Below are 25247 nucleotides of genomic sequence, written 5' to 3' on the forward strand. Positions count from 1 at the left end.
CAAAACCTTTCCCTACTACTTTTTCTAATTTCTTAATGCTGCGCCATGTCGCTGAACCAATAAATCCAGCAACTCGGCCATCACTGCATCGGCTTCTGCATCGGTCAAAGTTTTTTGAGTATCTTGCATAAGCACTAGAAATGCAAGGCTTTTTTTCCCTTCAGGCACCCCTTTTCCTTGATAGACGTCGAACAGTGCAATGTCATTGATCAGTGCGTTTTTACTGCTACGCATGGTGTCCAGCAATGACTGGATCGGAGTCGCCTCATCAACCAAGACGGCAATATCTCGTCGCACCGGAGGGAACTTGCCCACCTGGACATAGGATGGCACCTGGGCATGGAGCAAGGGCTCCACGTCCAGCTCGAACAGGACAGCACCACGTGGCAATTGGTAATGCTGCTGCCACTTGGGGTGTAGTTTCCCAATCCAGCCGATAGGCTGTCCTTGCAGCAATATCTGCGCTGTCTGTCCCGGATGCAATGCAGGATGTTGTGCAGCGACATATTGCACACGACCGCCAGCCAGACGATCCACCTCAGCCTTTACGTCGAAGAAATCGACCTCACGCGCCTCGGAGGCCCATTGTTCAGGCTTGGCGCTACCATAGGCCAGGCCGGAAATACGGCCAATCTCGCGGTACGCTGAATCTTCAGCAAAATACGCCGATCCGATTTCAAACAAGCGTACCCGCTCCTGCTTGCGGTTGAGGTTATAGATCAGGCTCTCCATCAATCCTGCCCACAAGCTGGTGCGCATCACGCTCAGGTTGCTCGCAATCGGGTTTTTCAAGCCAATGGGGTTGGCGTTTCCAAGGAAATCACGCTCCCAGCTTTCATCAACGAAACTGTAGCTGACAATTTCCTGGTAGCCGCTGGCAGCTAATGTATCACGCAGCCAGTTCCGGTGTCGTTTTGATTCCGGCACCGGAAGCATGTGTTGTTCGTCATGCGGTGCCAATGCCGGAATATGGTCATAGCCATGCAGACGAGCGACTTCCTCGATCAGATCTTCTTCGATCTCGATATCAAAGCGATAGCTGGGGGGAGTCACTTCAAAACCGCCATCCATGGCAGCAAACTTGAAATTCAAGCGCTCAAGCAATGCACCAATCACTGTCGCATCCAAGGCAATCCCCAATACGGAATTCAGGCGCGCCAAGCGCAAGCGCACCGGCTGGCGTTCAGGCAATGGGTGCAATACTTCGGTAACCGGCCCAGCCTGACCACCGCAAATCTCCAATACTAGCTGGCTGGCACGCTCCAGGGCGATCAATGTGTTGCCAAAGTCGACCCCACGCTCGAAACGATAAGAGGAATCGGTAGAAAAATTCAGGCGCCGCGCCTTGCCCACAATCACAGCAGGCGCAAAGAAAGCGCTTTCGAGGAAGATATTGCGGGTGGTATCACCCACTGCGCTTGCCTCTCCCCCCATAATGCCAGCCAAAGCCAGAGGACCCTGGTCATCGGCAATCACCAGCATGTCATCGCTCAACGTGACCTGCTGGCCATTGAGCAGTAGCAAGTCCTCGCCACTTCGCGCATAACGCACTTGAATGCCACCCTGGAGCTTATCCGCATCAAAAGCATGCAAGGGCTGGCCCTGCTCGAGCAGCACATAGTTGGTGATATCGACAATAGCACTGATGCTGCGAATGCCACTACGCTCCAACCGGCGCACCATCCATTCCGGCGTTGCGGCGGCAGCATCCACACCCTCAATCAGGCGGCCTGCATAGCGCGGACAGGCCGCCGGCTCGCTGACGCTGACCGCCAGCTGGCGCGCATGTTCAACTGGAACAGGATCGACCATGGGCAGTTCCAGCGGTGCACCTGTCAGGGCCGCCACATCCCGGGCAATTCCGGTAATACTGAGGCAGTCAGCACGGTTAGGCGTGAGCTTGAGCGTAAACAGCTGGTCATCCAGGTCGAACAGCTCCCGGATATCCTGGCCGACGTGCGCATCCGCGCCAAGCTCCAACAAGCCATCGCTCCCCTCTGCCAAGCCCAGCTCCTTGGCGGAACACATCATGCCGGAGGACGCCACACCTCGCACCTTGGCCTGCTTGATCTTGAAGCCAGGCAGCTCCGCCCCCACCAGCGCACAAGGGGCTCTGAGCCCTGCACGCGCATTGGGAGCGCCACATACGATCTGCAGCGGCTCTACAGCCCCCACATCGACCTTGCACACCTGCAGGCGGTCGGCATCCGGATGCTTCTCGGCACTGATGATTTCAGCCACCACTACTTTGCTGAATGCGGGAGCGACAGGCTCCAGGGCCTCGACTTCCAGCCCTGCCATGGTCAGGGCGTGGCTCAAGCCCTGGCTGTCGAGGGCCGGATCTACATATTGGCGTAGCCAGTGTTCGGAAAATTGCATAGTGTTGATCTGTCCAGAAGTAAGGGCTAGGCGAATTGCTTGAGGAAGCGCAAATCGTTTTCAAAGAACAGGCGCAGGTCATTGACGCCATAGCGCAGCATGGTCAGGCGCTCCACACCCAGACCGAAGGCAAAGCCACGGTACTGTTCGCTATCAATGCCGACATGGCGGAACACCTCGGGATGGACCATGCCGCAGCCGCCGATTTCCAACCAGCCGCCGTTCCAGCTCATATCCATTTCCGCTGAAGGCTCGGTGAACGGGAAAAAGGATGGGCGGAAGCGCACCTGCAAGTCATCGCGCTCGAAAAACCGCTGCAGGAAATCCTGTACCACGCCCTTGAGGTTGGCGAAGCTGATGTGCTCATCCACCCACAAGCCTTCCACCTGATGGAACATGGGGGAATGCGTGGCATCGGAGTCAACGCGATATACGCGGCCAGGAGCAATGATCTTGAGCGGCGGTGCCTTGTCCTGCATGTAGTGCACTTGCACGGGGGAAGTGTGGGTGCGCAACACATGCTTGTCGTCCACGTAGAACGTGTCATGCATCGCCCGCGCAGGGTGGTCTTCCGGGATATTGAGCGCGGTGAAATTGTAGAAATCGGACTCGATCTCGGGGCCTTCCGCCACCTCGAAACCAATGGAGCGGAACAGTTCTTCCACCCGCCTCAATGTCAGCGATACCGGGTGCAGTCCGCCTGTGCCACGAGTACGGGCTGGCAAAGTAACGTCAATTGTCTCGCTTGCCAATTGACGCTCCTGCTCTGCCTGCAGAATGGCATCACGCCGCTGTTTGAGCGCCGCCTCGACTTGCTGCTTGACGACATTGATGGCCGCGCCTGCCGCAGGACGTTCTTCTGCCGACAATTTCCCCAGCCCCTTGAGAGCCTCTGTCAGGCTGCCACTCTTGCCAAGGTAACGTGCCTTGGCCTGCTCAAGGTCAGCGATGCTGGCACAACTAGCGAAATCCTGCTGCGCCTCGCTGATGATGTGATCTAGATTTTGCATGTTATGGTGTTGCCCTCACGGATGCTTTCAAAAACAGCCTTTATCCATTGATGCCATATGCCATCCACTGACATGGCCGCTTGTGGAAAAACCCGGAAAAAAAAGGAGGCACGAGGCCTCCTTTTCTTGTTGCTGTTGCTTAGGCAGCGGCGAGACCGGATTTAGCGAGTTCGGCAAACTTGGCAAACGCCTGCTTGTCGAACACGGCCAGATCAGCCAACACCTTGCGATCGACTTCAACCGCAGACTTCTTCAGGCCGTTGATGAAACGGCTGTAGGTCAAGCCATATTCACGGGCACCGGCATTGATACGTGCGATCCACAGGGCGCGGAACTGACGCTTTCTCTGACGGCGGTCACGGTAAGCATACTGACCAGCCTTCATCACCGCCTGCTTGGCGATACGGTAGACGTTCTTACGACGACCACGATACCCCTTGGCAGCGTTCAGAACCTTCTTGTGACGTGCACGGGCAATAACACCACGCTTTACTCTAGGCATCTTTCATATCTCCTTATTGAGTCGGCATCATGGCGCGTACGCGCTTGACATCGGTTGAGGAAATAATGGCCGTGCCGCGCAGGTTACGCTTCTGCTTGGTGGTCTTCTTGGTCAGGATATGGCGCAGGTGAGAGTGGGTACGCTTCACCTTGCCATTTCCCAAGAACTTGAAGCGCTTCTTGGCGCTGCTCTTGGTCTTCATCTTTGGCATTTTGTTCTCCTAAAAGGGATATTGAAAAAAGAGCGATCGGGCATGCCTTTGGCCGCGTCGCCACTTCCTTACTACTTACTACTCACAAACCTTGCCGCACTCAGGCATCAAGGTTTTGCTTTCTTTTGTGGTGACAACACCATCACCATCTGCCGGCCTTCCATCTTGGGAAACTGCTCTACCACGGCATATTCTGCCAAATCAGCCTCGACCCTTCTCAGCAAGGCCAAGCCGATTTCCTGGTGAGTGATTTCACGACCACGGAAGCGCAAGGTTACCTTTGCCTTGTCGCCTTCCTGCAGGAATCGGATCAGGTTGCGCAGCTTGACTTGATAGTCACCTTCGTCCGTACCAGGGCGGAACTTGACTTCCTTCACCTGCACCTGCTTTTGCTTGAGACGCGCCTCATGTTGCCGCTTACTCTCGGCATACTTGTATTTGCCGTAATCCATCAAGCGGCATACAGGCGGGCTCGCCTGCGGCGCAATCTCGACCAAGTCGGTATCCGCCTCCTCGGCCTTGGCAAATGCCTCGTTCAGAGTAACGATGCCTAGCGGCTCGTTATCCACCCCAACCAGACGAACCTGTGGCGCAGTAATATCGCCATTGATCCGTAATTCCTTTTCCTGAGCTATCGCAAAATCTCCCGTTATTTAATATTGAAGGTCAAAATAATAGACCGCGCTACTCGAGGACATTCTAGACCTTGTCGGCTACGTCGCTTTTCAAGCGCTCAATGAAAGCACTCAGCGGCATTGAACCTAGGTCTTCGCCCTTACGGGTACGCACGGCCACTTGACCAGTTTGCATTTCGCGCTCACCTGCAATCAGGAGGTAAGGCAGCTTCTGCAAGCTATGCTCGCGGATTTTATAGGTTATCTTCTCATTTCTCAAGTCCGAATCGACGCGGAAGCCATTTTTCCGCAACTCTGCAACCACAGAACTGACGTAATCAGCCTGCCCATCGCTGATATTGAGCACCATGGCCTGCACCGGCGCGAGCCAGGCCGGCATGGCGCCCGCATAGTTTTCGATCAAGATGCCGAGAAAACGCTCCATCGAGCCCACGATCGCGCGGTGCAGCATGACAGGATGCTTGCGCGAGTTATCTTCGTCGACATATTCCGCGCCCAGGCGCTCCGGCAAGTTGAAGTCGAGCTGGATGGTGCCACATTGCCAGAGGCGGCCCAGGCTATCCTTCAGAGTGAATTCGATCTTGGGGCCATAGAACGCCCCCTCACCTGGCTGCAACTCAAAGTCCAGGTTGTTCTGTCGGAGCGCCACGGCAAGCGCTTCTTCGGCCTTATCCCAGGCCTCGTCGGTCCCCACACGCTTTTCTGGACGCGTGGACAGCTTGACCAACACCTCGTTGAAACCGAAATCCTTGTAGGCCTTGTAGAGCATGACGATAAAATCGGCCACCTCGTCCTTGACCTGATCCTCGGTACAGAAGATATGCGCGTCATCCTGAGTAAAGCCGCGCACGCGCATCAAGCCATGCAGGGCGCCAGATGGCTCGTTACGATGACAGGAACCGAATTCGGCCAGGCGCAACGGCAGGTCACGGTAACTATGCAGGGTGCTATTGAATATCTGGATATGCCCAGGACAGTTCATTGGCTTGACGGCATAATCGCGGTTTTCCGAGGCAGTGGTGAACATGTTGTCATGGTAGTTCTGCCAATGTCCCGATTTTTCCCACATGACCCGGTCCATGATGGTCGGGGTGCGCACTTCCTGATAGCCGAACTCGCGGAACATGTTGCGCATGTATTGCTCGACTTCCTGCCAGATCACCCAGCCGCGTGGATGCCAGAACACCATACCAGGCGCCTCGTCCTGCATATGGAAGAAATCCAGCTGGCGTCCCAGCTTACGATGATCGCGCTTCTCCGCCTCTTCCAGCATGTGCAAATAGGCATCCAGATCTTCCTTTTTGGCCCAGGCTGTGCCGTAGATGCGCTGCAGCATTTCGTTATTGGAATCCCCGCGCCAGTAGGCGCCTGCCACCTTCATGAGCTTGAACGCCTTGAGCTTGCCGGTGGAAGGCACATGAGTACCGCGGCACAGGTCGGTGAAATCGTCCTGGGTATACAGAGAAATCTCCTGGTCGGCGGGAATGGACCCTATAATCTCGGCCTTGTATTGTTCCCCGATTGACTGGAAGTAAGCCACCGCCTCGTCACGCTCCATCACGGTGCGGACAATGGGAATATCGCGCTTGGCAAGCTCCTGCATCCGCGCCTCGATCTTCTGCAAATCCTCCGGCGTGAACGGGCGCTTATAGGAGAAATCATAGTAGAAGCCGTTTTCGATCACCGGGCCAATGGTCACTTGCGCATCGGGGAACAATTGCTTGACCGCCTGCGCCAGCAAATGAGCGGTGGAATGGCGAATGATGGCGAGACCTTCGGCATCCCGGTCGGTAATGATCGACAGATCGGCATCGTCCGTGATCAGGTACGAGGTATCGACGGCCTTGCCATTGACCTTGCCGCCCAATGCAGCACGTGCCAAGCCGGCACCGATGTTCATCGCAACTTCTGCGACAGTCACTGGCCCATCAAACTTGCGTTCGGAACCGTCTGGCAAACGAATAACTGGCATATATCCCCACCCAATAAACAACAAAAGCCGTCAAACGGCTTTTGTTTGCGCAATCAAATCAGGTGCCGATTATCGCATACAGGCGAGTAGCACCACAACTCGCGCGCACTGGGACGGCTAACAAGCTTTAGCGAAGTGATCCTGGCCAGGCGCTCCCGGCAATACAAGCAGTGCGACCAGGCAGAGCAACGACGCCAAGAGAGGTTTGCAGCCACTCCTTAGCGCTTGTAAGGGGAGGCCAATGGTTCGCCGATAAAAACCCCTTGCACCGGCCAGGCCACACTTTTCCAATAAGCTTCAATTGCCGAGGCACCCATCAGGTAATGCTTGAGCAATACCGCGGGATTGGGGAATTTCTGCCAATAATTGCATGGCTCGGAAACCGTACCGTAACTTGCCGTCGCGCCAGCCTCCAGCCAGCGCAAGCTGCTCATCTGGCTGGTACCCAGCAGGTCGCCACCCGCCGAAGTCAGGTGATCGGCCAGCGCCCCAGGGAAAAACTGCAATGTTTCGAGATAAGGCACACTGACCAGCCCGGTCTGATAGATCATGACATCCTGCACGTCGCGGATGCTGTCGGCCTTGAGGTTCTTGATTTCGAGGTAACGCTGCGCCACCCGGCCTGAAGGTGGGAAGAACTGGGCACGGCTGCTGCGGTTCTTGTCAGAGGTGGTCAGGTAGTAAGCCGTTGCCGCCGGCGCACTGTAGTCACTGGCAAAGCCACGATCGATCAATGCCTTGGCCTCCTCGAACGACTGTACGGGCAACAGCATGGACAAGCGGTAGCCCATATCGGTGAAAGGCTGGAACGAACGCGAATTGAAATAGCGATTGGGGTGCTTGGCAGGCGCGCAGGTGTTGGCACACTGCTCAGGATCGAAGCCCATGGTGATGGCGGAAGTAATCGAGTTGCACTCCACCGCATAGGGCGCTGTCCACATCATGACGATGACTTGGTGCCTGGGCTGCAGCTGTGCGTCAATCTCTTGCTTGAGCTGAGCGAAATACTGCGCGCTAAGCTTCTTCGGACTGCCCGGAATACTGACCTTGACCAGATTGCCATCCGGGATCTGGCGCACATTGAGATAGTACTCCCCGGCCTGCACGCTCTCAGGTTGATCGGTATTCACCACCACCGCCACATTTTCAGGCTGCAGGTTATAGCCACTGCCACTAAAAGTACGCAGGGAAATGGCTTCTCCCGCTAGCGCACCCATGCCTTGCAGCATCAGGCAGATCATCAGTAAATATCGCACGCCAGTCTTCACCTCGTCCATCAATCAGGCCATATCAAACAAAAAGGGAGCCTAAGCTCCCCTGAATCTTACAATGACTGGATGTCAGACGCTATGACACTTTACGCCTGCGCCGCGCGACGAAAGTCACCAAACCCAGGCCAGCCAACAGCATGGCAGCCATTTCTGGCTCAGGAATAGCCGCAATCACCAGGTTAACAGGGCCAACTCCCCCCTGGGCAAACAGCAATGCAGTATAGATGCCGGTATCGGCAATGGAAAAGCTCAATATCCCTTCATCCACATCGCCCAATAGATTCAAGCTGCCAAATTGCGCAGCTCCCTGCCCGATGGTCACGCCCAGCCAGGAAAAGCTACTGTCAACATCTTCAAGTGTCAGGGTGTAATCCCCAGCCAGCAAGGCTACGTTATATTTGTATATGCCAGGAATCGTAGTAGCGGCATCAACTTCAAATACCGGCGCGGCCTGTGCTGCCATCGTACCAGAGAAAGTCAACGCCACCAGCAGGTATTTGACTGCATTCAACAATTTTTTCATGATCCTATCCTTTATCAGAAATAGCAGGGGTTCTGCGACGCGAGGTATACGCCACCAAGAGGCCTATCCCGACGCACAGCAATGCCCAGGTATCAGCTTCAGGCACCAGTGAAACGGTAAATCCGAAGGAGCCTACACCCACACCATTATTTGCATCGCCAAAGACACTGAAAAGATAAGAGCCGGTAGTAAGCTCAGGCAAAAGGTAAGTACCTGAACCATAAAATGTACTGATCAGCGTAGCCCCGCTGAATACATTGATACCAAAGCTTCCATCCACAAAAGCCGCCGGGAACTCGTAATCCAGCAAGGACAGCTCATAAAGACCCGCATCAAGGCTGAGAGAAAAGACAGCATCACTAGGCAAGCTGCTATCGGCATAAAGATAGCCGACCTCATCAACCTTGGTGGCTGCATTGGCTGCTGTCATCATGACCAGCATCATCGCACCCACCAACCACTTTATAACAAAGTGTTTCATCATCACATCTCCCATCAAGGTCCAGACATGATATAGAAAGCAATAAGTAGGCCAGAATCAATATAAATTTATTTCACATATAATCAAGGCGTTATAAAAACCATCATCAGCATGGCAATCAGCCCCTGCACCATTCCCATCATATTTGCTCGAAATGAATGCATCATCACATGAAGTATCAGCCTCTCTGGGCAAGGTTTTGCTGCCAATGCCAACTATCCTTGCACATCTGCTCGATGCCACGCGTCGCTTTCCAACCCAATGCCTGCTCGGCATAAGCAGGATCGGTATAACTGGCCGCCACATCACCCGGCCGGCGTGCCACCAGCTGATAGGGAACAGCCTGGCCACTGGCGTCTTCAAATGCCTTGACCATTTCCAGCACGCTATATCCTTGGCCCGTGCCAAGATTGCATGTGAACACACCAGCTTCCTTATCCAGCCGCTCCAGGGCACGCAAATGGCCAACCACCAGGTCGACCACATGGATGTAGTCGCGCACGCCCGTACCATCCACGGTTGGATAGTCACTGCCAAACACAGAAAGAGATTCACGCTGCCCCTGGGCTACCTGGGTGATGTATGGCATGAGGTTATTGGGCATACCATTCGGGTTCTCACCAATGAGGCCGCTCTCATGCGCGCCCACAGGATTGAAATAACGCAGGATGGCAATACGCCACTCTGGATCGGAGACTGCCAAGTCGCGCAGGATATCCTCCACCATCAGCTTGCTTGCCCCATAAGGATTGGTCGCAGACAACGGGAAATCCTCGCGAATCGGCACACTGGCTGGATCGCCATACACAGTAGCGGACGAACTGAAGACTAATCGTTTGACGTCATGCGCCTGCATGACGCGCAGCAAGGTAACACTACCCGCCACATTGTTATCGTAATAACGCAAAGGCTGCGCGACCGACTCCCCCACCGCCTTGAGCCCGGCAAAATGCATGACTGCCTGGAATGGGTACCTAGAAAATAAATCACTCAGTAGTGCTTCATCCCGCACATCCCCTTCCACCAATACGGGTGCCTTGCCCGTGATCTGCTTGATGCGGTCAACGATATGCGCCTGGCTATTGCTGAAATTATCCAGCACCACCACCTCATAGCCCGCATTAATCAGTTCCACACATGCGTGGGAACCTATGTAGCCTGTACCGCCTGTTACTAATAACATTAAAAACTTTTCCTTTAGTCCAATAGCCCTATTGAAGCGCCACACATATTTATAGTAGCTTTATAAACATAGAAAACTTTTAAAAAAATCTGAATTAGAAAGTTAAGCTACCATTCTGTGATAGCCTTCTTGTAATATAAACCAGTAAATAATAATTTCACCACACCCGCAAATAATCCAGATATTAAGTGAGTTAATAGATTGACGACATTAAATAACACTATCATTGTCACTGGTGGCGCAGGCTTCATCGGTGGCAACTTCGTACTCGACTGGGTCAAGGCAGGACTAGGCACCGTCATCAACCTGGACAAATTGACCTATGCCGGAAATCTTGAAAACCTGGCAGACATTGAAGGCAACCCCAACCACATCTTCGTACATGGCGATATTGGTGACCGCGCCTTGGTCGCCAAGTTGCTGGCAGAACACAAACCCCGTGCAGTCATCAACTTTGCCGCCGAAAGCCATGTTGACCGTTCCATCCATGGCCCGGAAGACTTCATTCAGACCAATGTAGTCGGCACCTTCCACTTACTGGAAGAAGTACGCGCCTACTGGAATAGCGTGGTGAAAACCCACCCAGAGGAAAAAGAAAATCCTCAGTTCCGCTTCCTGCACGTCTCTACAGATGAGGTGTATGGCACACTGGGCCCCAAGGACCAAGCGTTTACGGAAACCACCCCTTACGCCCCCAATAGTCCATACTCGGCTTCCAAGGCAGCCTCGGATCATCTAGTGCGTGCCTACCACCACACTTATGGCTTGCCGGTATTGACCACCAACTGCTCCAATAACTATGGGCCTTACCATTTCCCTGAAAAATTGATTCCACTATGCCTGCTCAATGCGCTTGCTGGTAAACCATTGCCTATTTACGGTGACGGCCAGCAAATCCGCGACTGGCTATTCGTCAAGGATCATTGCAGCGCCATCCGCCGCGTACTGGAAGCAGGCCAGCTCGGGGAAACCTACAATGTGGGCGGTTGGAACGAAAAGGCCAATCTCGATGTAGTACAGACCTTATGCAGCATCCTGGATGAACTCAGCCCCAAGGCAGATGGCTCAAGCTACAAAGACCAAATCACATTCGTCAAGGACCGTCCAGGCCATGACCGGCGCTACGCAATCGATGCAAGCAAACTGGAGCGCGAGTTGGGCTGGAAGCCTGCGGAAACCTTCGAGTCAGGCATCAGAAAAACCGTGGAATGGTATCTGCAAAACCAGGCATGGGTGCACAACGTCACCAGTGGAGAATACCGCAACTGGGTCAGCAAGCAATATAGCGGGAGCGCAGCATGAGAAAAGGCATCATCCTCGCCGGTGGATCGGGCACCCGGCTTTACCCTGTCACCCAGGCAGTCTCCAAGCAACTGCTGCCCGTGTATGACAAGCCCATGATCTACTATCCCTTGTCCACGCTCATGCTGGCTGGGATACGCGACATCCTCCTGATCTCAACTCCGCAGGACACACCACGCTTTGAACAGCTATTGGGTGATGGCAGTCAATGGGGACTCAATATTGCCTATGCAGTACAGCCCTCCCCAGATGGATTGGCCCAAGCCTTTATCATCGGCAAGAAATTTATTGGCAATGATCCAAGTGCCCTGGTGCTTGGCGACAACATCTTCTATGGTCATGACCTGGCACATGACCTGGCACATGCCGATCAACGGCAGCATGGCGCCACTGTATTTGCCTACCCTGTTCACGACCCTGAACGTTATGGCGTGGTCGAGTTCAACGATGCTGGCCAGGCTATCAGCCTGGAAGAAAAGCCCAAAGAGCCAAAATCCCGCTATGCCGTTACTGGACTGTATTTCTATGACAACCAGGTCGTTGACATTGCCGCCAGCCTCAAACCATCTCCTCGAGGCGAACTTGAAATTACCGATGTCAACAAAATTTACCTGGAAAGGCGCTCCCTCAATGTGGAATTGATGGGGCGCGGTCATGCCTGGTTGGATACAGGAACGCATGAATCCCTGCTAGAAGCCTCACTATTCATCGAAACCATAGAAAAGCGACAAGGCCTGAAAGTCGCCTGCCCCGAAGAAATCGCTTACCGCAAAGGTTACATCGATGCAGAACAAGTAGAAAAAATTGCCCAGCCATACCTCAAGAATGGTTACGGCCAATATTTGATCCGGATGCTGAAAGAAAAGGTCTTTTAATGAATGTCACGCCCACCCATATTCCTGATGTGATCGTATTCGAACCCAAGATATTCGGTGATGCCCGGGGATTCTTTTTTGAAAGCTTCAATCAGAAAGCCTTTGAGGAAGCCGTCGGCAGGAAATATGATTTTGTACAAGACAACCACTCAAAATCCTCAAAAGGAGTATTGAGAGGGCTACATTATCAGATCCAGCAAGCCCAAGGAAAATTGGTTAGAGTAGTAGCAGGTGAAGTTTTTGACGTTGCCGTGGATATCCGCAAATCTTCTCCAACCTTTGGTCAATGGGTAGGGCAACATCTGTCAGCAGAAAACAAGAAACAAATGTGGGTACCACCAGGTTTTGCCCACGGCTTCCTCGTGCTGTCCGAAACTGCAGAGTTTCTCTATAAGACCACAGACTTCTACGCGCCTGCGCATGAACGTTGCCTAAGCTGGAACGATCCCGTTGTTGGTATTGAATGGCCAGATATTGGCACGCCCCCGCTCCTCTCAAGTAAAGATCAACAAGGCTTAGGCCTCCACCAGACAGAGTTATTCGCATAATGGCAACTTTCAACAAGATCCTGCTTACCGGCATCAACGGCCAGGTAGGCCATGCTCTCTATCCGAAACTACAAAGCTTGGGAGAAGTCGTTGCACTTGACCGCAGCCAACTTGACCTATCCAAACCTGACCATATCCGGGACGTAGTGCGACAGACCAAACCAGACCTCATAATCAACCCTGCAGCTTATACTGCTGTGGATAAAGCGGAATCTGAGCCGGAGCTGGCCTACGCCATCAATGGCACTGCTCCCGGCATTCTGGCTGAAGAAGCAGCAAAGCTAAATGCATTGCTTGTGCATTATTCTACGGATTATGTATTTGATGGCACCAAAACTACCCCTTACACAGAATTGGATGAAACAAATCCACTTAGCGTTTATGGAGCCAGCAAGTTAGCAGGAGAAAAAGCCATTCAAGAAGTCGGAGCAAATCATCTAATCTTCAGGACCAGCTGGGTTTATGGTGCATATGGAAAAAATTTCATGCGCACCATATTGAGATTAGCTGCCGAGCGTGACTCATTGAATATAGTCGCAGACCAGTTTGGCGCACCAACTTCTACCGAAAGCATTGCAGATGCAACTATTACTGCGCTGCACGCATGGGATGGGACTCAAAGAGGTGTCTATCACTTAGTCAATACTGGGGAGACGAGCTGGCATGGCTTTGCACTGGAAATCATTCGCCAGTATGGAGAAATAGCCCAAAAGAAAAATTTAGCGAAATTAAAATCCACTGTAGAAAATGTTGTCGGTATTACAACTGCAGAATACCCCACACCAGCTCATCGCCCCGCCAACTCCAAGATGAGCACTGAAAAATTCATGAGCACTTTCAAAACTGAATTAGCACCATGGGAATTGGCTTTGCGATCTACAGTAACCCACTTAGCAACATTCTCGGTCGAAAATCATTAGCATTATTACTAATTAATCATTAAAACTGACTTCAGTCAGACCAAGGGAAATTATTCATGAACGTCCATATTGATCATTGAAGCGAACAATATCATCTTCACCCAAATAAGCCCCAGACTGAACCTCTATCATTTCTAAAGGAAGCTTTCCTGGATTAGCCAGCATATGCGTCACACCTAAAGGAATATAAGTAGACTGGTTTTCAGAAACAAGGAACTCCTCATCTCCTCTTGTTACCTTCGCTGTACCGGTCACCACAATCCAGTGCTCGGCTCTATGGTGATGCATTTGAAGAGATAACGTAGCACCTGGATTCACTACAATACGTTTTACTTGGAACCGTGCCCCCATATCAATACTGTCATACCAGCCCCAGGGGCGGTGAACCTTGCGGTGAGTCTTGGCCTCGGGCCTTTTCTGGACCTTAAGCTGCTCCACGATTTTTTTCACATCCTGAGTTTTACTTTTATCTATAACTAGCACCGCATCTGCTGTCTCAATCACCGCGATGTTTTGCAGACCCACACATGCAAGCAGCCTACCTGAAGACACAGCTAGAGTATTCGAGCAATCATTGAACAGCACATCTCCTAAATGGGAGTTACCCGCGTTATCCTGCGGCAAAATTTTCCCGAATGAATCCCAGGCCCCAACATCTGACCAGCCGGCATTCAGGGGGATGACTATGCCTGCAGGCAGATTATCGGCACCACGAGCGACATGCTCCATCACCGCATAGTCTATAGAATCGCTAGGTACCTGTTGAAATTTAAGCTTGTCCACCCGAACAAAATCGCCATCGCGTTGTTGACCATCCCAAGCCTGCTTACATGAAGATAAGATATCTGGACGAGTCTTAGCAATCGCATTCAGCCATACCGTGGCACGCATCATGAACAGACCGCTGTTCCAGAAATAATTCCCACTTACTACATATTGCTGAGCAGTAGCCTCATCAGGCTTCTCAACAAACTGCTCAATACTGAAAGCAGAACCGAAACCTTCCAGCACTGCGCCTGACTTGATATAACCATAGCCAGTTTCTGCCCTATCGGGCACGATACCGAAGGTGACGATCTTACCAGCAGCGGCATGTTCAGCCCCTGTCCTCACGGTATCCTGAAAGTCTTGCACATTGATAATAGCGTGATCGGCGGGCATGACAAGTAAGATTGGATCCTGGCCGTGGCTGGCAGCCTCTAAGGCAGCCAAGGTGAGCGCAGGGGCAGTGTTCTTGCCTACAGGCTCAAGGAGAATAGATCCACGCCTTCCCATCATCCGCAATTGCTCAGCGATAACAAAGCGATATTCTTCATTACATACCAGAATTGGAGAACACTCGGTTCCAATGAGTGGATCGACCCTGCGTAATGTCGACTGAAGTAAAGAATCATTATCAAGCAATGTCAGCAATTGCTTGGGATAGTTTTCTCGAGAAAGAGGCCACAACCTTGTGCCAGAGCCACCTGATAAAATCACGGCTTGAATCTGCATAATTTTCTCACTGGATAGAAATATAAAGGGAAAGAAATAGGCACAGTATCTAATTACTTATTTGGCAAAAACCTTGTCAGCAAGGCCTCATATTGCTGCAACACTGAGTCCCAGGTAAATAAGGTATCGTATTGAGCCAAGCTACCGGCTCTCATCTCACGTAACCGAACTTCATCATTAAGAAGCTCATCAAGAGTGATTTCGCAGTCCTTTTCACCAGAAAAGTAGGCCGCCTTATCTCCAGCGACCCAGCGGTTAAAACGGTTATCGTGCGCCAATACTGCATTACCAGCCCCTAGTGCCTCCACCAAAGAAGGATTGGTGCCGCCAACTTGGTGGCCGTGAATATATAATCTTGAGAAATACCGTAAAGATTCGACCACGTGTTTATCATAAATTGCGCCAGGAAAAAGCACCTCGTCTGAGCCGGCAGCTTTAACCGCGACCTGATAAGCATGGTCAGGGTTATATTTTCCTAGCACTACAAGCCTCATGCCTCGAGGTTTAGCGGACCAGGCTTTCACCACCTCTAAAATAGAATTTTCAGGCTCTGCACGAGCAATTAAGATCGCATAACTGAAAGGCTTAAGTCCATATTCCTCCAAAACGGCCTGATTCGCCTCAATCACTTTATCTGCGCCGTATGGAATCATTGTGATCTTGCTAGGCCTGACTCTTGTTTCCAGATGACGCGCAATTTGCGGATGATCAGCAATCAGATGATTGCCTAAAATTGAACCAGCCCAATCATTAATCCAGAACCAGAGTTTAGCAACTGCCCCCCATTTTTTCCGATGCCACTCGATTCCATCCATATTAATTAGATTAGTTATTCCTTTAGTTCTATAGAGCCCACAGAATAAAGCAGTGTTATACCCAAGAGTTAAAATAAGATGATAAGTATTTGAAGCATGAATCGTTGACTTCCAATCAAAAAGAATAGTGCCTAAAGAACCCTGGATAGATATCGGAATATTTACTCGCTTTATACCATTCCACATATCCTCATACATAGGCCCATTACCATCTACTTGGCAATAAACTGTTACTTTCCACCCTTTTCTTTCAAGATAAATAGCCAAATGCTCTGCAAATGTTTCAAAGCCACCATGCGCAGCCGGAATTCCTCTGGTTCCTAATATTGCTATTTTCTTATGCATACAAATACAAACTCATGTTAAATGTGATTCTAATATTTCTTATTTTTATTAAAATTTTTCATCAAAAGCTGAAGTACAGGAACATTGTTTTGACGTTCGACAATAGCATCATTCTTGAATATACTATCTGGCATTTCCGCATCCCATCCGCTATATTCTCTATAGCTATGATATGTCCATGACCATTTCTCTTGCTCAAAGCGCTCAACTACATCTGTCAAGTAACGTAACCTCGAACCAGACGGAGCCCACCGAATAATGCTAAATTCACCGATATAAAGAGGAACATTATATTTATTAGCCCAATTACGAGCAATGTCTAGTCGATTATTTAGGTATTCTTTATCCCACTTTTCACTGGGATATATATATGCATGTGGGTATGCCGCCAATCCTTGATGAGTAAGTTCTTGGGGAGAATAAAAATGAAAGCTGTAAACTATATTATTAAATGGAACAGGAGTAAACTGCTCCAAACTAGAAGCCAGCCCCCAAGGACTAGGTTCCAGAAAAATTATATGATTTTCATCTACTTTACGTATGGCAGTAATCAATTCAGTAGCATACTTTTCCCATACTGATCCAGGCCTAACAACAGGCTCATTAATCAGGTCAAACCCTGCCACCACAGTCTCATTTTTGTATCTTTTAGCAATAGTTACCCAGTTATTCTTAATGCTTTCTCGTAATTGTTGATTATTCCAGTAGATCGCCTGATCTCCAGCAGGTTTAGGATCAAAAGCAAAAATTACATAAAATCCCAACTTACGACCTGCCTCCACAAGAAAATCCATTTGCGACAACTCAACTGGAGAAATTTCATAATCATTACATTTTTTACATTTTTCCAAATGAATAACGCTTCGAATTAAATTGACGTTAAACTTTTCAAGATCTTCCATGTCAGCAGAACTTAATTTCCGCCCAAGAACATTAAACCCTCGATAAGAATTTTCTTTAAAATCGTCTGAATTAAGAAAAGCTTTCGGTCCTTGCAAAGCCGCAGAAACCTTATCGACCGAAGCAGCTGTAGTTGTTTCAGAAGAAGAGCCACCAGCAGAAGAAGAGCCACCAGCAGAAGAAGAGCCACCAGCAGAAGAAGAGCCACCAGCAGAAGAAGAGCCACCAGCAGAAGAAGAGCCACCAGCAGAAGAAGAGCCACCAGCAGAAGAAGAGCCACCAGCAGAAGAAGAGCCACCAGCAGCAGAAGGATTGCTTGAATTGATAGATTTATTAGATGTTGAATGCTTTATAGTTACATTAGAATCACTACTAGACTCATCAATAGGAGCTTCTGTAACATTAGCAGCAGAAATAGAATTACTTCTGGATTTATTAGCTGCAGCCTCAGATTTAACATTCTTCTTATAATCAGAAGGAAAAACCTTTATCTTTTGTGAATTAGCTTGAGGGGTATCAGAATAAGTGGTACTCCCGTCTACATCTGTAGATTTATAAACTTCAGCAATACCAACCAAAGGCATAAGGGAAAACAAACTAAGTAAAACAATCCTTCGAGAGTTAATTAATTGCATAGTTATGGACCTCCAGGCTAGATACGATCAAATCACGCCACTTCAAAAAAACACTGTAAATAAAAATCCACACCTATTATTAACGGCAAAATAATCTAATTATTTAGCTAATTTTATTATTAGCTTTAAAATTTATTTTTTACAATTGACACCTATAAAAATTAATATATAAAGATTACTCCCGAAGTTAAATTAAAAAACTCATACCTTATTAAAGTCAAAGATAATCACTATCAAGCTATAGCAATGGAAAATAATCCAAATAAATATAACATACAAAAGAGCCTATTTACTGACATCACAATTCAGAAGATGAAAAAATCAAGAATCCTAACCCCATTAAGAATTTTACTAAACATCACCGCAAAATATTTTTAGATCAAACCCGTTTACCATAATCTTAGCAAATACACATTACGATATACTTTTCTGATAAACACTGATAGTTTTTATCGCAATCTCATCCCAACTGAAGCGAGTTCTCATATCGTTTTCTGCTTGCAAAGTAATCCTAGATAAGTCATGGTAAGAAAAAATTTTTACAAGCTTTTCAGCAAGATCAATATAATTTCCAGCAGAAAACAAAAATCCGTTTTCCCCATCATTTATAATTTGCGCCATACCCGGAAGGTCTGAAGCTAACACTGGAGTTCCATAACTCATTGCCATTAATAAAACACCACTTTGATATATTTTTCTATAAGGCAGAACAATCAAGTCTGCCGCACTATAAAACATTGATATCTCTTGATCTGGTATGTATCTAATATCCAATTTACAAAAATCATTTAGCCCGTTTTTACTTATTAATTCTTGATACTTAGAGAAATTATCTTTCCACACTTTTCCAGCAATGACTAGCTTAAATGGTTTTAGTTTATCTTTAACCAAACCTAACGCTTCAATCAACAAATCCAAACCTTTTACTTCTTTGATTTGACCAAAAAATAAAATTACCTTTTCATCTGATGATACATTAAGAGCTTGACGAGCATCTGCTTTTGGCATCGAGGGTGCAACCAGACCAATATAACTTCCGTGAGGAATTACATGTATTTTATTTATAGAAACATTACTTCTATTAATCAACTCATCCTTACTAACTTGATTGTGCACAATTAATTGATTACAGAGAAAGTAAGTCCATTTTAACAAGATAGAGAAGGTTAGACCCGGCTTAAAAGACTCAACATCGTGCACTGTAGCAACAACCTTAAATCCAAATAAGCGAAAAAATAATACACTTAAAAATTCTAAAACACCCACATGAAAAAAATGAAAATGGGCAATATTTGAATAATTTTTTTTAGCATGCTTTATGCTCCTACAAAGCCCTAAGATATACCTAGCCCCTCTTCTCCACGTAGCATCCTTTCCCCAAATATTTACAAAAGTAAGTTGCATGAAAATAGGTCTATTACCACAAGGTTTAGAAATGTCACAGGTATACCAAGTTGCAGATACTCCCTGATGTAACAAACCGGCACACAGTCCAGAATCATAATAGTCCATACCACCGTGACTACCAACTGGCTCCACAAAGGCGACGTTAATTTCTTTCACATAACACCCAATCTGAATAATTATTTTTTACCTGATACATATGTGTATTTAACAAAATCTTTAATGCCCAAAAATAAAGCATTATATGCATCAAGTCTCTTATATCTGACCCATTCAAAAGAGTTTCGAAACACCCATAACATAAAACCTATTAAAAATAGACCTTTCTTAAGCACAGTTCCATGAGTAAAAACAGTTAAAAATCTATTTTTCGCAGTTTGATAAACAAAAAAAGGAAGCTTAGGATTCCTTCCTTTAAACATACCAACAGCCTCTACCTCTTTGCCCTGGCTACCCTGAGCCAGATGGCGAACAACAGCTTTTGGCATATAATAAATTTTATATCCATAAGAAATTACTCTTAAAGATAATTCGACGTCTTCTTCGTACATAAAATAGCGTGGATCGAACCCGCCACACTCTTCTAAAACTGAACGTCTAATCATAAAAGCGCAACCACTGGCAAACTCTACAAATCGATCTTCTAGAGCTATTTTTGATACAGCACTTAATCCACAACCTGGTACGCGTGCCGAACCAGTTAACCAGTTCATATACCCCCCACCATACCAAAGTATATCCAACCCATCACCCATCATAGTAATTCTTGGGGTAACCAATCCAACTTCAGGGCTAAAAAATCCATCATGCAGTAATTGTAATAATCCAGGTTCAACTAGTGTGTCTGGATTAAGAAAAAATATATATTCACAATCTGTATTAACTATAACCCAATCTTTTCCAATATTGCATCCCTCACCAAAGCCAAGATTTTTTTCACTTTTAATAAGTACAACATCTGGAAACTCTTCTACGATGCACTCAGGACAATCATCCGGAGATGCATTATCCACAACAATAATCTTTGAATATCTCTCTTCCCTAAGAGAGTAAATACAAGAAATAATTTGGTCACTAGTATTATAATTAACAAAAACTATTGCAACACTTAAGTCTAACTTTTTTTTTGAACTAAAATCCGTCATCAATAAGCACCAATAAAAATTGCAACCATGAATAAAGAATCGTTAACATATTTTTAAATCCGTTTTGAAGAAACAAAACTCCATAATACTTTAAAGAACTCTGGTATTGTTTTATAAATAGCAAAGAACGGGCTTATATACCACGGGAGAAATTTAAACGCATATTTTGCCCAAACAAATTGAAAAAAACGAATCAATCGCATTTTTCTAGAACTTGAAAACTGCGTTCTAAATGTTCGATAATTTAAACATGCTTGCTTGATAAATATTACTGGGCCCAATTTAGCAGCTTGCAGGAATAGTTGTATGTCATATAACCCTGGATTATTTTTAACGAAAGAAGACCTCAAAACCACACACCCTTGCTTTAAAGGGTATACTGGTAAAATAAAGATTCCGAATAAAGTAAATAGTGATGACAGTACGCAATCATCTGATACAAAAGGAAAACGTGATTCTTTATAAATCCTCCCAGACTCATCCATATATGCCACAGCACCAAATGCAGCCAAAGCATTGGGATTTGATTCCAGTAAGTCAAGCCGCTTTGACAAAGATCCCAATGGAATAGTGTCATCGTGATCTAAAATTAGCAAATATTTACCGGTCGCCAATTCAATACCAGTTCTATATGAGTCTTCAATACCAGCATTAATACTTTTAAAATGCAATTTTATATTTGGATGATCAATTTCTTGTAAATATTTCCGCGTTCCATCAGTGGATCCATCATCAACGATAATCCACTCAAAGTCTTCAACATCTCCTTCAAGGACACTTTTTTTAGTATCCTCAAAATATTTCATTGAATTATATGTTGCCGTAATAATACTAATTAATGGAGATGTTTTAACATTCATCTTTAAGTTCTCATATTATTTTATATAATTATGACTATATATATATTCCAATTTACACTTTAAGAAGTTAGCTTTCCTTTTGTAAGATTTTTTTGATTAAGATAATTAGCCGCGCACATAAGACCAGCAAGAGTAGCCAAAAAAGCAATTCCCGGGGTTTGCATTAATTCTGGCTGAGTAATGCAGGCCAAAAAATACTCTATCATTGCAGCAAAAGAAGCTATGGCAACACTTGATATAAATAAATCATTAGACCGCGTTTGAATGTAAGTTAAATGAAGTATTTTGAATATAAGAAAAATGACTGACATGAATACAATAATGCCTGTTTTTAAGGTTAAATAGATATAAGCACTATGAACATATCTCACTTGCTCTGCTGTCACATCAGATTTAGCAGGCGGCCTATAAGGGGCACCAAGCCCAATGCCTAATAAAGGTGACCGCTGAATTGCCGCCCATGCCATTTTATTTTCATAAAACCTCCAGCCGAGAGAAGATCCATGAGAAACCTCCTCCTCCACACTAAACAATCTCTGCATCGCGCCTTCAATAGCGCCCGGCTTAATAGCTAGCATAGCACTTAAACCAAATACAGCAACAATTGCAATTAGTCCTACACTTCTAAGCATTTTTTTTGTCCCTAGCTTCCAGCATAAGAACAAAACAGCTAAGAAAGTCCCCCCCCAAACAGCACGACCATAGGTTAAGAAAATTCCAGCGCCTGTAAATATACACAATATAATAAGAGTCTTTGAAAAACCTATTCGGTTAGCAAACAAAGCCAGTACAAACAAAAATCCCCAAACAATAATGTGAGTTCCTGACGTCATGCTTCGTGTAACATCACTATTAATGCTTCCCAAAGTTTCAAGGCTAGTAAGCTCGCGCCCGAACACATTTACACCTAGAAAACCTTGCAAAATCTGGCCAATTGAAAATAAAAAAGCTACAAAAAGAAAGCCAAAAACAATAAATTTAAATCTTTGTCTATCTGAGCATGTTAAAGCTATTAAGGGAATCAATAGCCAATAAAGGAAATGCCTTGACTCCCCTAAAATATCTTTCAATGGCAATCTAATTTCAAACACCGCCCGAAATACAGAAAAAAGCAACAGTAAAAGTACAACAAATAAAGGAATAGCCAAAGGTGACAATGCTTGCTTTGTAAAGCTAAATTCTGAATTGTATTTAAAAAAACAAAAAATGAATGTTGCAAACAAGGCCATATCTGAAGATGGTATTGTGCCTCCCAGCAGTCTTATTGAAGGCAAAAATGTATCTGGAATTAATCTAGAAGAAATTGCTATAACAGCTATTAAAGCTACTAAAGGATATGTAAAACCAATAAAAATAAATAATATAGAAAGAATAATGGCTACTATCCACCACCATGGAAAAATAGCACTGACAAAACCAAATATCAAAGCCACTATTGCAGCCATTATTACAAAAAATATACTCCCTATCTTTAAACTAACGAAATTAGCATCCCTACGGTTAAAAGATAAGAGAGAAGAATTGTTCTTCATAATGACGCATTAGCCTTGTGAAATTTTAATGGTACCTTCTACCTAATATTTAATATATATTAAATATAACTCAAGACTTCACCTAAAGGTTTTCGGTATGATTGCGGAACAACAAATGATTCCCTTAAATATCCAGCGGCAACAAACATGATAATTAATTCGTTTTCTGGTATACGAAGGTGATTCCTCATTTCTATATCTTGTTTCCTAGTTTTACTCCAGTTAAGAGCGCAACTTCCTAGGCCTTGCAAATGTAAGCCATATATAAAACTCATTGCAAACATTCCCCCATCAATCCAACCTTGATAACGTTCCGCCCCATTAAAATTTGACAAATCCACTGTTATACAAAATAAAGCCTGAACCTCTTCATAAAACCCTCGTGCGCCCCCTTGAATTTGTAAAGTACTCCTAATTAATTCTGGATTAAGAATTGCCCGGACCTTTCCAGACTGTCGATTACAAACTGCTGGACTTTTTTGAGCAATACGTACGGCCTTTTCAATTACACTATGCTCTATAGGATCTTTAGTGAACTGCCTTACACTATGGCGCATAAGAAAAAAATCTTCTTTAACCCCAGATATTGCGTCTAAAACCTCAGCTTTAGAGCGCAAAATAACCCCGCCATCATTAATCCTTAATAAAGTGCTCTGATTATTTTTCTTTAACCGATCAACGATTACTTCTAATTGAGAATCTGGCTGACCAAGACTTCTATTAAATTGACAATAACGCGCCAGTACATTTATCGGAACATCTAGCTGTGGATCAGGCCCAAAATTAAGATGAAAATTATCGACTGATCCAACTAATTGTCCAATCACTACCCTTCCAAATAACGGCCTGGGATTAGGTAAAGACATTCCTTTCTCGATGTTGTGATAAGTAGCAGTAATAACCGCAAGAATCTTTTCACGATCTTTCTCGAAAGAAATTACAGATGACCATTTAATATATCGTTTAGCATCGTAACAAAAGTCTCTCAATAAACTCGGGCCTCGAAGACAAAATCTCAGAAGCCATTTAATAGAAAGCGGCAAGAAACCAATTATGTATTTTTTCATCTTACAACTATACATTCTCTAAAATATGTGTTCAACTTAGTAAATTTGACTTTTAACTTATAAAACAATCTTTTTATTTGAAATTCTAGTTAATAATTCTGCTATGTACTGCTCATAACGCAATAGTTTTTTTTCTGCAATTTTATTACCTTCTTCTACTGCAAACTTCAACTGCTCCCGACTGTTAAAACAATCCATAACCAAACCAACTATTTGCTCGTTAGTATTAACCTTACAATCCCCAAGATAAGGATAATCCAAGGCAGAAAAAAGCCCATTAAACTTCCTACTATACGCTAATGGCACAACAGGCACTCCACTTGAAAATGCTGCGATACAAGCATGCATGCGAGCTCCAAGAAAAAAATCCATCCCTGAAATAAAAGATTTAGCTTGGCTAGGAGAAGAAAAAGATGGTGCAAGCTTAGCAGCTGGATAAAGCTCTTGTAATTGAACACACACGTTCACATCGTCTTCTATAGGAAATGAGGTCGTTAGCACATGAGGAACAAGCCATACTTCACAACCTTCTATTCGAGTAAACTGATCTAATAGTGATCTAGTAAGTTCAGGATAATTAACACTAAGACCGAATTGATTCTTCCCAGTATACCCACCGTTATAAAGTAATCCTGATACATTTAGTCCAATTTTTACTTTACTTGAATCCCGGGAAGGGCGTTGAAATGGCAATCTAAAAGCAACGTCAATTACCTCCTCTGCATTTACAGATAAATTATTCTTTTGCAAGTATCCAAATGACAATCCATCCCTTACAAATATTTTAGTGCACCGCTGCATTACATTATTGGCCACCTTTAAATTAAACCTACTTTCGAATGGCCCTATAGTTTGCGGGCTTAAAATAAGAGGTTTACGTTGAAACAAGACAACCAACTTAGACACAATCTGTATTAGGAATCGTGAAAAACCATAAATATCAGCAAAACTATCACCTTCACCTATATCAAACACCACATCGCATTCCCGGATTTTCTTGGGATAATCAGAAGCCCCGATCAAAATTCTTTTGAGTGATACATTTGTCCCTCGCTCAATTAAAGGGTTGCCCTCAAAGTAATCTTTGTTTCCATTAGTGCCGAAAATTCGATATTCAACCTCAACCCCCGCCTGCACCGCAGCTTTATTAATAATAGAAATTTGTGCTTCAGTTAAAGCGCCAACACCAAGATTATCTGAAGTAGTAGAATGCCAAAGTAAGCCTATTTTCAACATGA

General features: G+C 46.1%; 23 protein-coding genes. 4 read left to right on the forward strand and 19 right to left on the reverse strand.

The features are described 5' to 3' along the window. Positions 1–24: 24 nt before the first annotated feature. From pheT to galE, 10 genes are all read right to left on the reverse strand, one after another. Entirely contained in the window at positions 25–2379 is a 2355-nt protein-coding gene (gene pheT / locus MFLA_RS10205) for a phenylalanine--tRNA ligase subunit beta (RefSeq protein WP_011480219.1), read from the reverse strand. 26 nt (positions 2380–2405) lie between these two features. Then, positions 2406–3389, reverse strand: a complete 984-nt coding sequence (pheS, locus tag MFLA_RS10210; RefSeq protein WP_011480220.1) for a phenylalanine--tRNA ligase subunit alpha — start codon at positions 3387–3389, stop codon at positions 2406–2408. Between the two features lie 139 nt (positions 3390–3528). Continuing rightward, positions 3529–3891: a 50S ribosomal protein L20 gene (gene rplT / locus MFLA_RS10215; protein ID WP_011480221.1), complete on the reverse strand. Its 363-nt coding sequence runs from the start codon at positions 3889–3891 to the stop codon at positions 3529–3531. Between the two features lie 13 nt (positions 3892–3904). Further along, positions 3905–4102 carry a 50S ribosomal protein L35 gene (rpmI, locus tag MFLA_RS10220; RefSeq protein ID WP_011480222.1) on the reverse strand — a complete coding sequence of 66 codons (198 nt, stop codon included), beginning with the start codon at positions 4100–4102 and terminating at the stop codon, positions 3905–3907. Between the two features lie 107 nt (positions 4103–4209). Continuing rightward, a complete protein-coding gene (infC, locus tag MFLA_RS10225; protein ID WP_195742183.1) occupies positions 4210–4737 on the reverse strand; it encodes a translation initiation factor IF-3 in 528 nt (175 codons plus the stop codon). A gap of 64 nt (positions 4738–4801) precedes the next feature. After that, positions 4802–6709 carry a threonine--tRNA ligase gene (gene thrS, locus MFLA_RS10230; RefSeq protein ID WP_011480224.1) on the reverse strand — a complete coding sequence of 636 codons (1908 nt, stop codon included), beginning with the start codon at positions 6707–6709 and terminating at the stop codon, positions 4802–4804. A gap of 218 nt (positions 6710–6927) precedes the next feature. Further along, positions 6928–7986 (reverse strand): TIGR03790 family protein, encoded by a 1059-nt coding sequence (locus MFLA_RS10235; protein ID WP_011480225.1) that lies wholly within the window; start codon positions 7984–7986, stop codon positions 6928–6930. Positions 7987–8056: 70 nt separating this feature from the next. Beyond that, positions 8057–8503 carry a PEP-CTERM sorting domain-containing protein gene (locus MFLA_RS10240; protein WP_011480226.1) on the reverse strand — a complete coding sequence of 149 codons (447 nt, stop codon included), beginning with the start codon at positions 8501–8503 and terminating at the stop codon, positions 8057–8059. A gap of 4 nt (positions 8504–8507) precedes the next feature. Beyond that, positions 8508–8987 (reverse strand): hypothetical protein, encoded by a 480-nt coding sequence (locus tag MFLA_RS10245; RefSeq protein ID WP_011480227.1) that lies wholly within the window; start codon positions 8985–8987, stop codon positions 8508–8510. Positions 8988–9162: 175 nt separating this feature from the next. Beyond that, positions 9163–10167, reverse strand: coding sequence for a UDP-glucose 4-epimerase GalE (gene galE, locus MFLA_RS10250; RefSeq protein ID WP_011480228.1), 1005 nt, complete (start codon positions 10165–10167; stop codon positions 9163–9165). A 201-nt stretch (positions 10168–10368) separates the two neighbouring features. Here galE and rfbB point away from each other — a divergent pair, with 201 nt between their 5' ends. The 4 genes from rfbB to rfbD are packed head-to-tail and all read left to right on the forward strand — an operon-like array spanning position 10369 to position 13812. Beyond that, positions 10369–11469: a dTDP-glucose 4,6-dehydratase gene (gene rfbB, locus MFLA_RS10255; protein ID WP_011480229.1), complete on the forward strand. Its 1101-nt coding sequence runs from the start codon at positions 10369–10371 to the stop codon at positions 11467–11469. Next, complete coding sequence (gene rfbA / locus MFLA_RS10260; protein ID WP_011480230.1) at positions 11466–12344, forward strand: glucose-1-phosphate thymidylyltransferase RfbA; 879 nt, start codon at positions 11466–11468, stop codon at positions 12342–12344. The genes rfbB and rfbA overlap by 4 nt, the downstream gene beginning before the upstream one ends. Beyond that, positions 12344–12892, forward strand: coding sequence for a dTDP-4-dehydrorhamnose 3,5-epimerase (gene rfbC / locus MFLA_RS10265; RefSeq protein WP_011480231.1), 549 nt, complete (start codon positions 12344–12346; stop codon positions 12890–12892). Before rfbA ends, rfbC begins: the two co-directional genes overlap by 1 nt. After that, positions 12892–13812: a dTDP-4-dehydrorhamnose reductase gene (gene rfbD, locus MFLA_RS10270; protein ID WP_011480232.1), complete on the forward strand. Its 921-nt coding sequence runs from the start codon at positions 12892–12894 to the stop codon at positions 13810–13812. Before rfbC ends, rfbD begins: the two co-directional genes overlap by 1 nt. A gap of 54 nt (positions 13813–13866) precedes the next feature. Here rfbD and MFLA_RS10275 read toward each other — a convergent pair whose 3' ends face one another. The 9 genes from MFLA_RS10275 to MFLA_RS10315 form a co-directional block, all read right to left on the reverse strand. Continuing rightward, the gene (locus tag MFLA_RS10275; RefSeq protein ID WP_011480233.1) at positions 13867–15306 is read right to left on the reverse strand and encodes a mannose-1-phosphate guanylyltransferase/mannose-6-phosphate isomerase; all 1440 of its coding nucleotides are present in this window, start codon (positions 15304–15306) and stop codon (positions 13867–13869) included. Positions 15307–15359: 53 nt separating this feature from the next. Further along, the gene (locus MFLA_RS10280; RefSeq protein ID WP_011480234.1) at positions 15360–16466 is read right to left on the reverse strand and encodes a DUF1972 domain-containing protein; all 1107 of its coding nucleotides are present in this window, start codon (positions 16464–16466) and stop codon (positions 15360–15362) included. 29 nt (positions 16467–16495) lie between these two features. After that, entirely contained in the window at positions 16496–18001 is a 1506-nt protein-coding gene (locus tag MFLA_RS14625; protein ID WP_011480235.1) for a cellulase family glycosylhydrolase, read from the reverse strand. 414 nt (positions 18002–18415) lie between these two features. Beyond that, a complete protein-coding gene (locus MFLA_RS14630; RefSeq protein ID WP_011480236.1) occupies positions 18416–19564 on the reverse strand; it encodes a glycosyltransferase family 4 protein in 1149 nt (382 codons plus the stop codon). A 20-nt stretch (positions 19565–19584) separates the two neighbouring features. Next, complete coding sequence (locus MFLA_RS14635) at positions 19585–20550, reverse strand: glycosyltransferase family 2 protein (RefSeq protein WP_195741990.1); 966 nt, start codon at positions 20548–20550, stop codon at positions 19585–19587. A gap of 53 nt (positions 20551–20603) precedes the next feature. After that, complete coding sequence (locus MFLA_RS14640; RefSeq protein WP_011480238.1) at positions 20604–21410, reverse strand: glycosyltransferase family 2 protein; 807 nt, start codon at positions 21408–21410, stop codon at positions 20604–20606. A 59-nt stretch (positions 21411–21469) separates the two neighbouring features. Beyond that, complete coding sequence (locus MFLA_RS10305) at positions 21470–22942, reverse strand: O-antigen ligase family protein (RefSeq protein WP_011480239.1); 1473 nt, start codon at positions 22940–22942, stop codon at positions 21470–21472. Positions 22943–23001: 59 nt separating this feature from the next. Further along, positions 23002–24009: a nitroreductase family protein gene (locus MFLA_RS14645; RefSeq protein ID WP_195741991.1), complete on the reverse strand. Its 1008-nt coding sequence runs from the start codon at positions 24007–24009 to the stop codon at positions 23002–23004. Positions 24010–24066: 57 nt separating this feature from the next. Beyond that, a complete protein-coding gene (locus tag MFLA_RS10315) occupies positions 24067–25245 on the reverse strand; it encodes a polysaccharide pyruvyl transferase family protein (RefSeq protein WP_011480241.1) in 1179 nt (392 codons plus the stop codon). Positions 25246–25247: the final 2 nt, after the last annotated feature.

The organism is Methylobacillus flagellatus KT, assembly GCF_000013705.1.
Classification (GTDB): Bacteria; Pseudomonadota; Gammaproteobacteria; order Burkholderiales; family Methylophilaceae; genus Methylobacillus; species Methylobacillus flagellatus.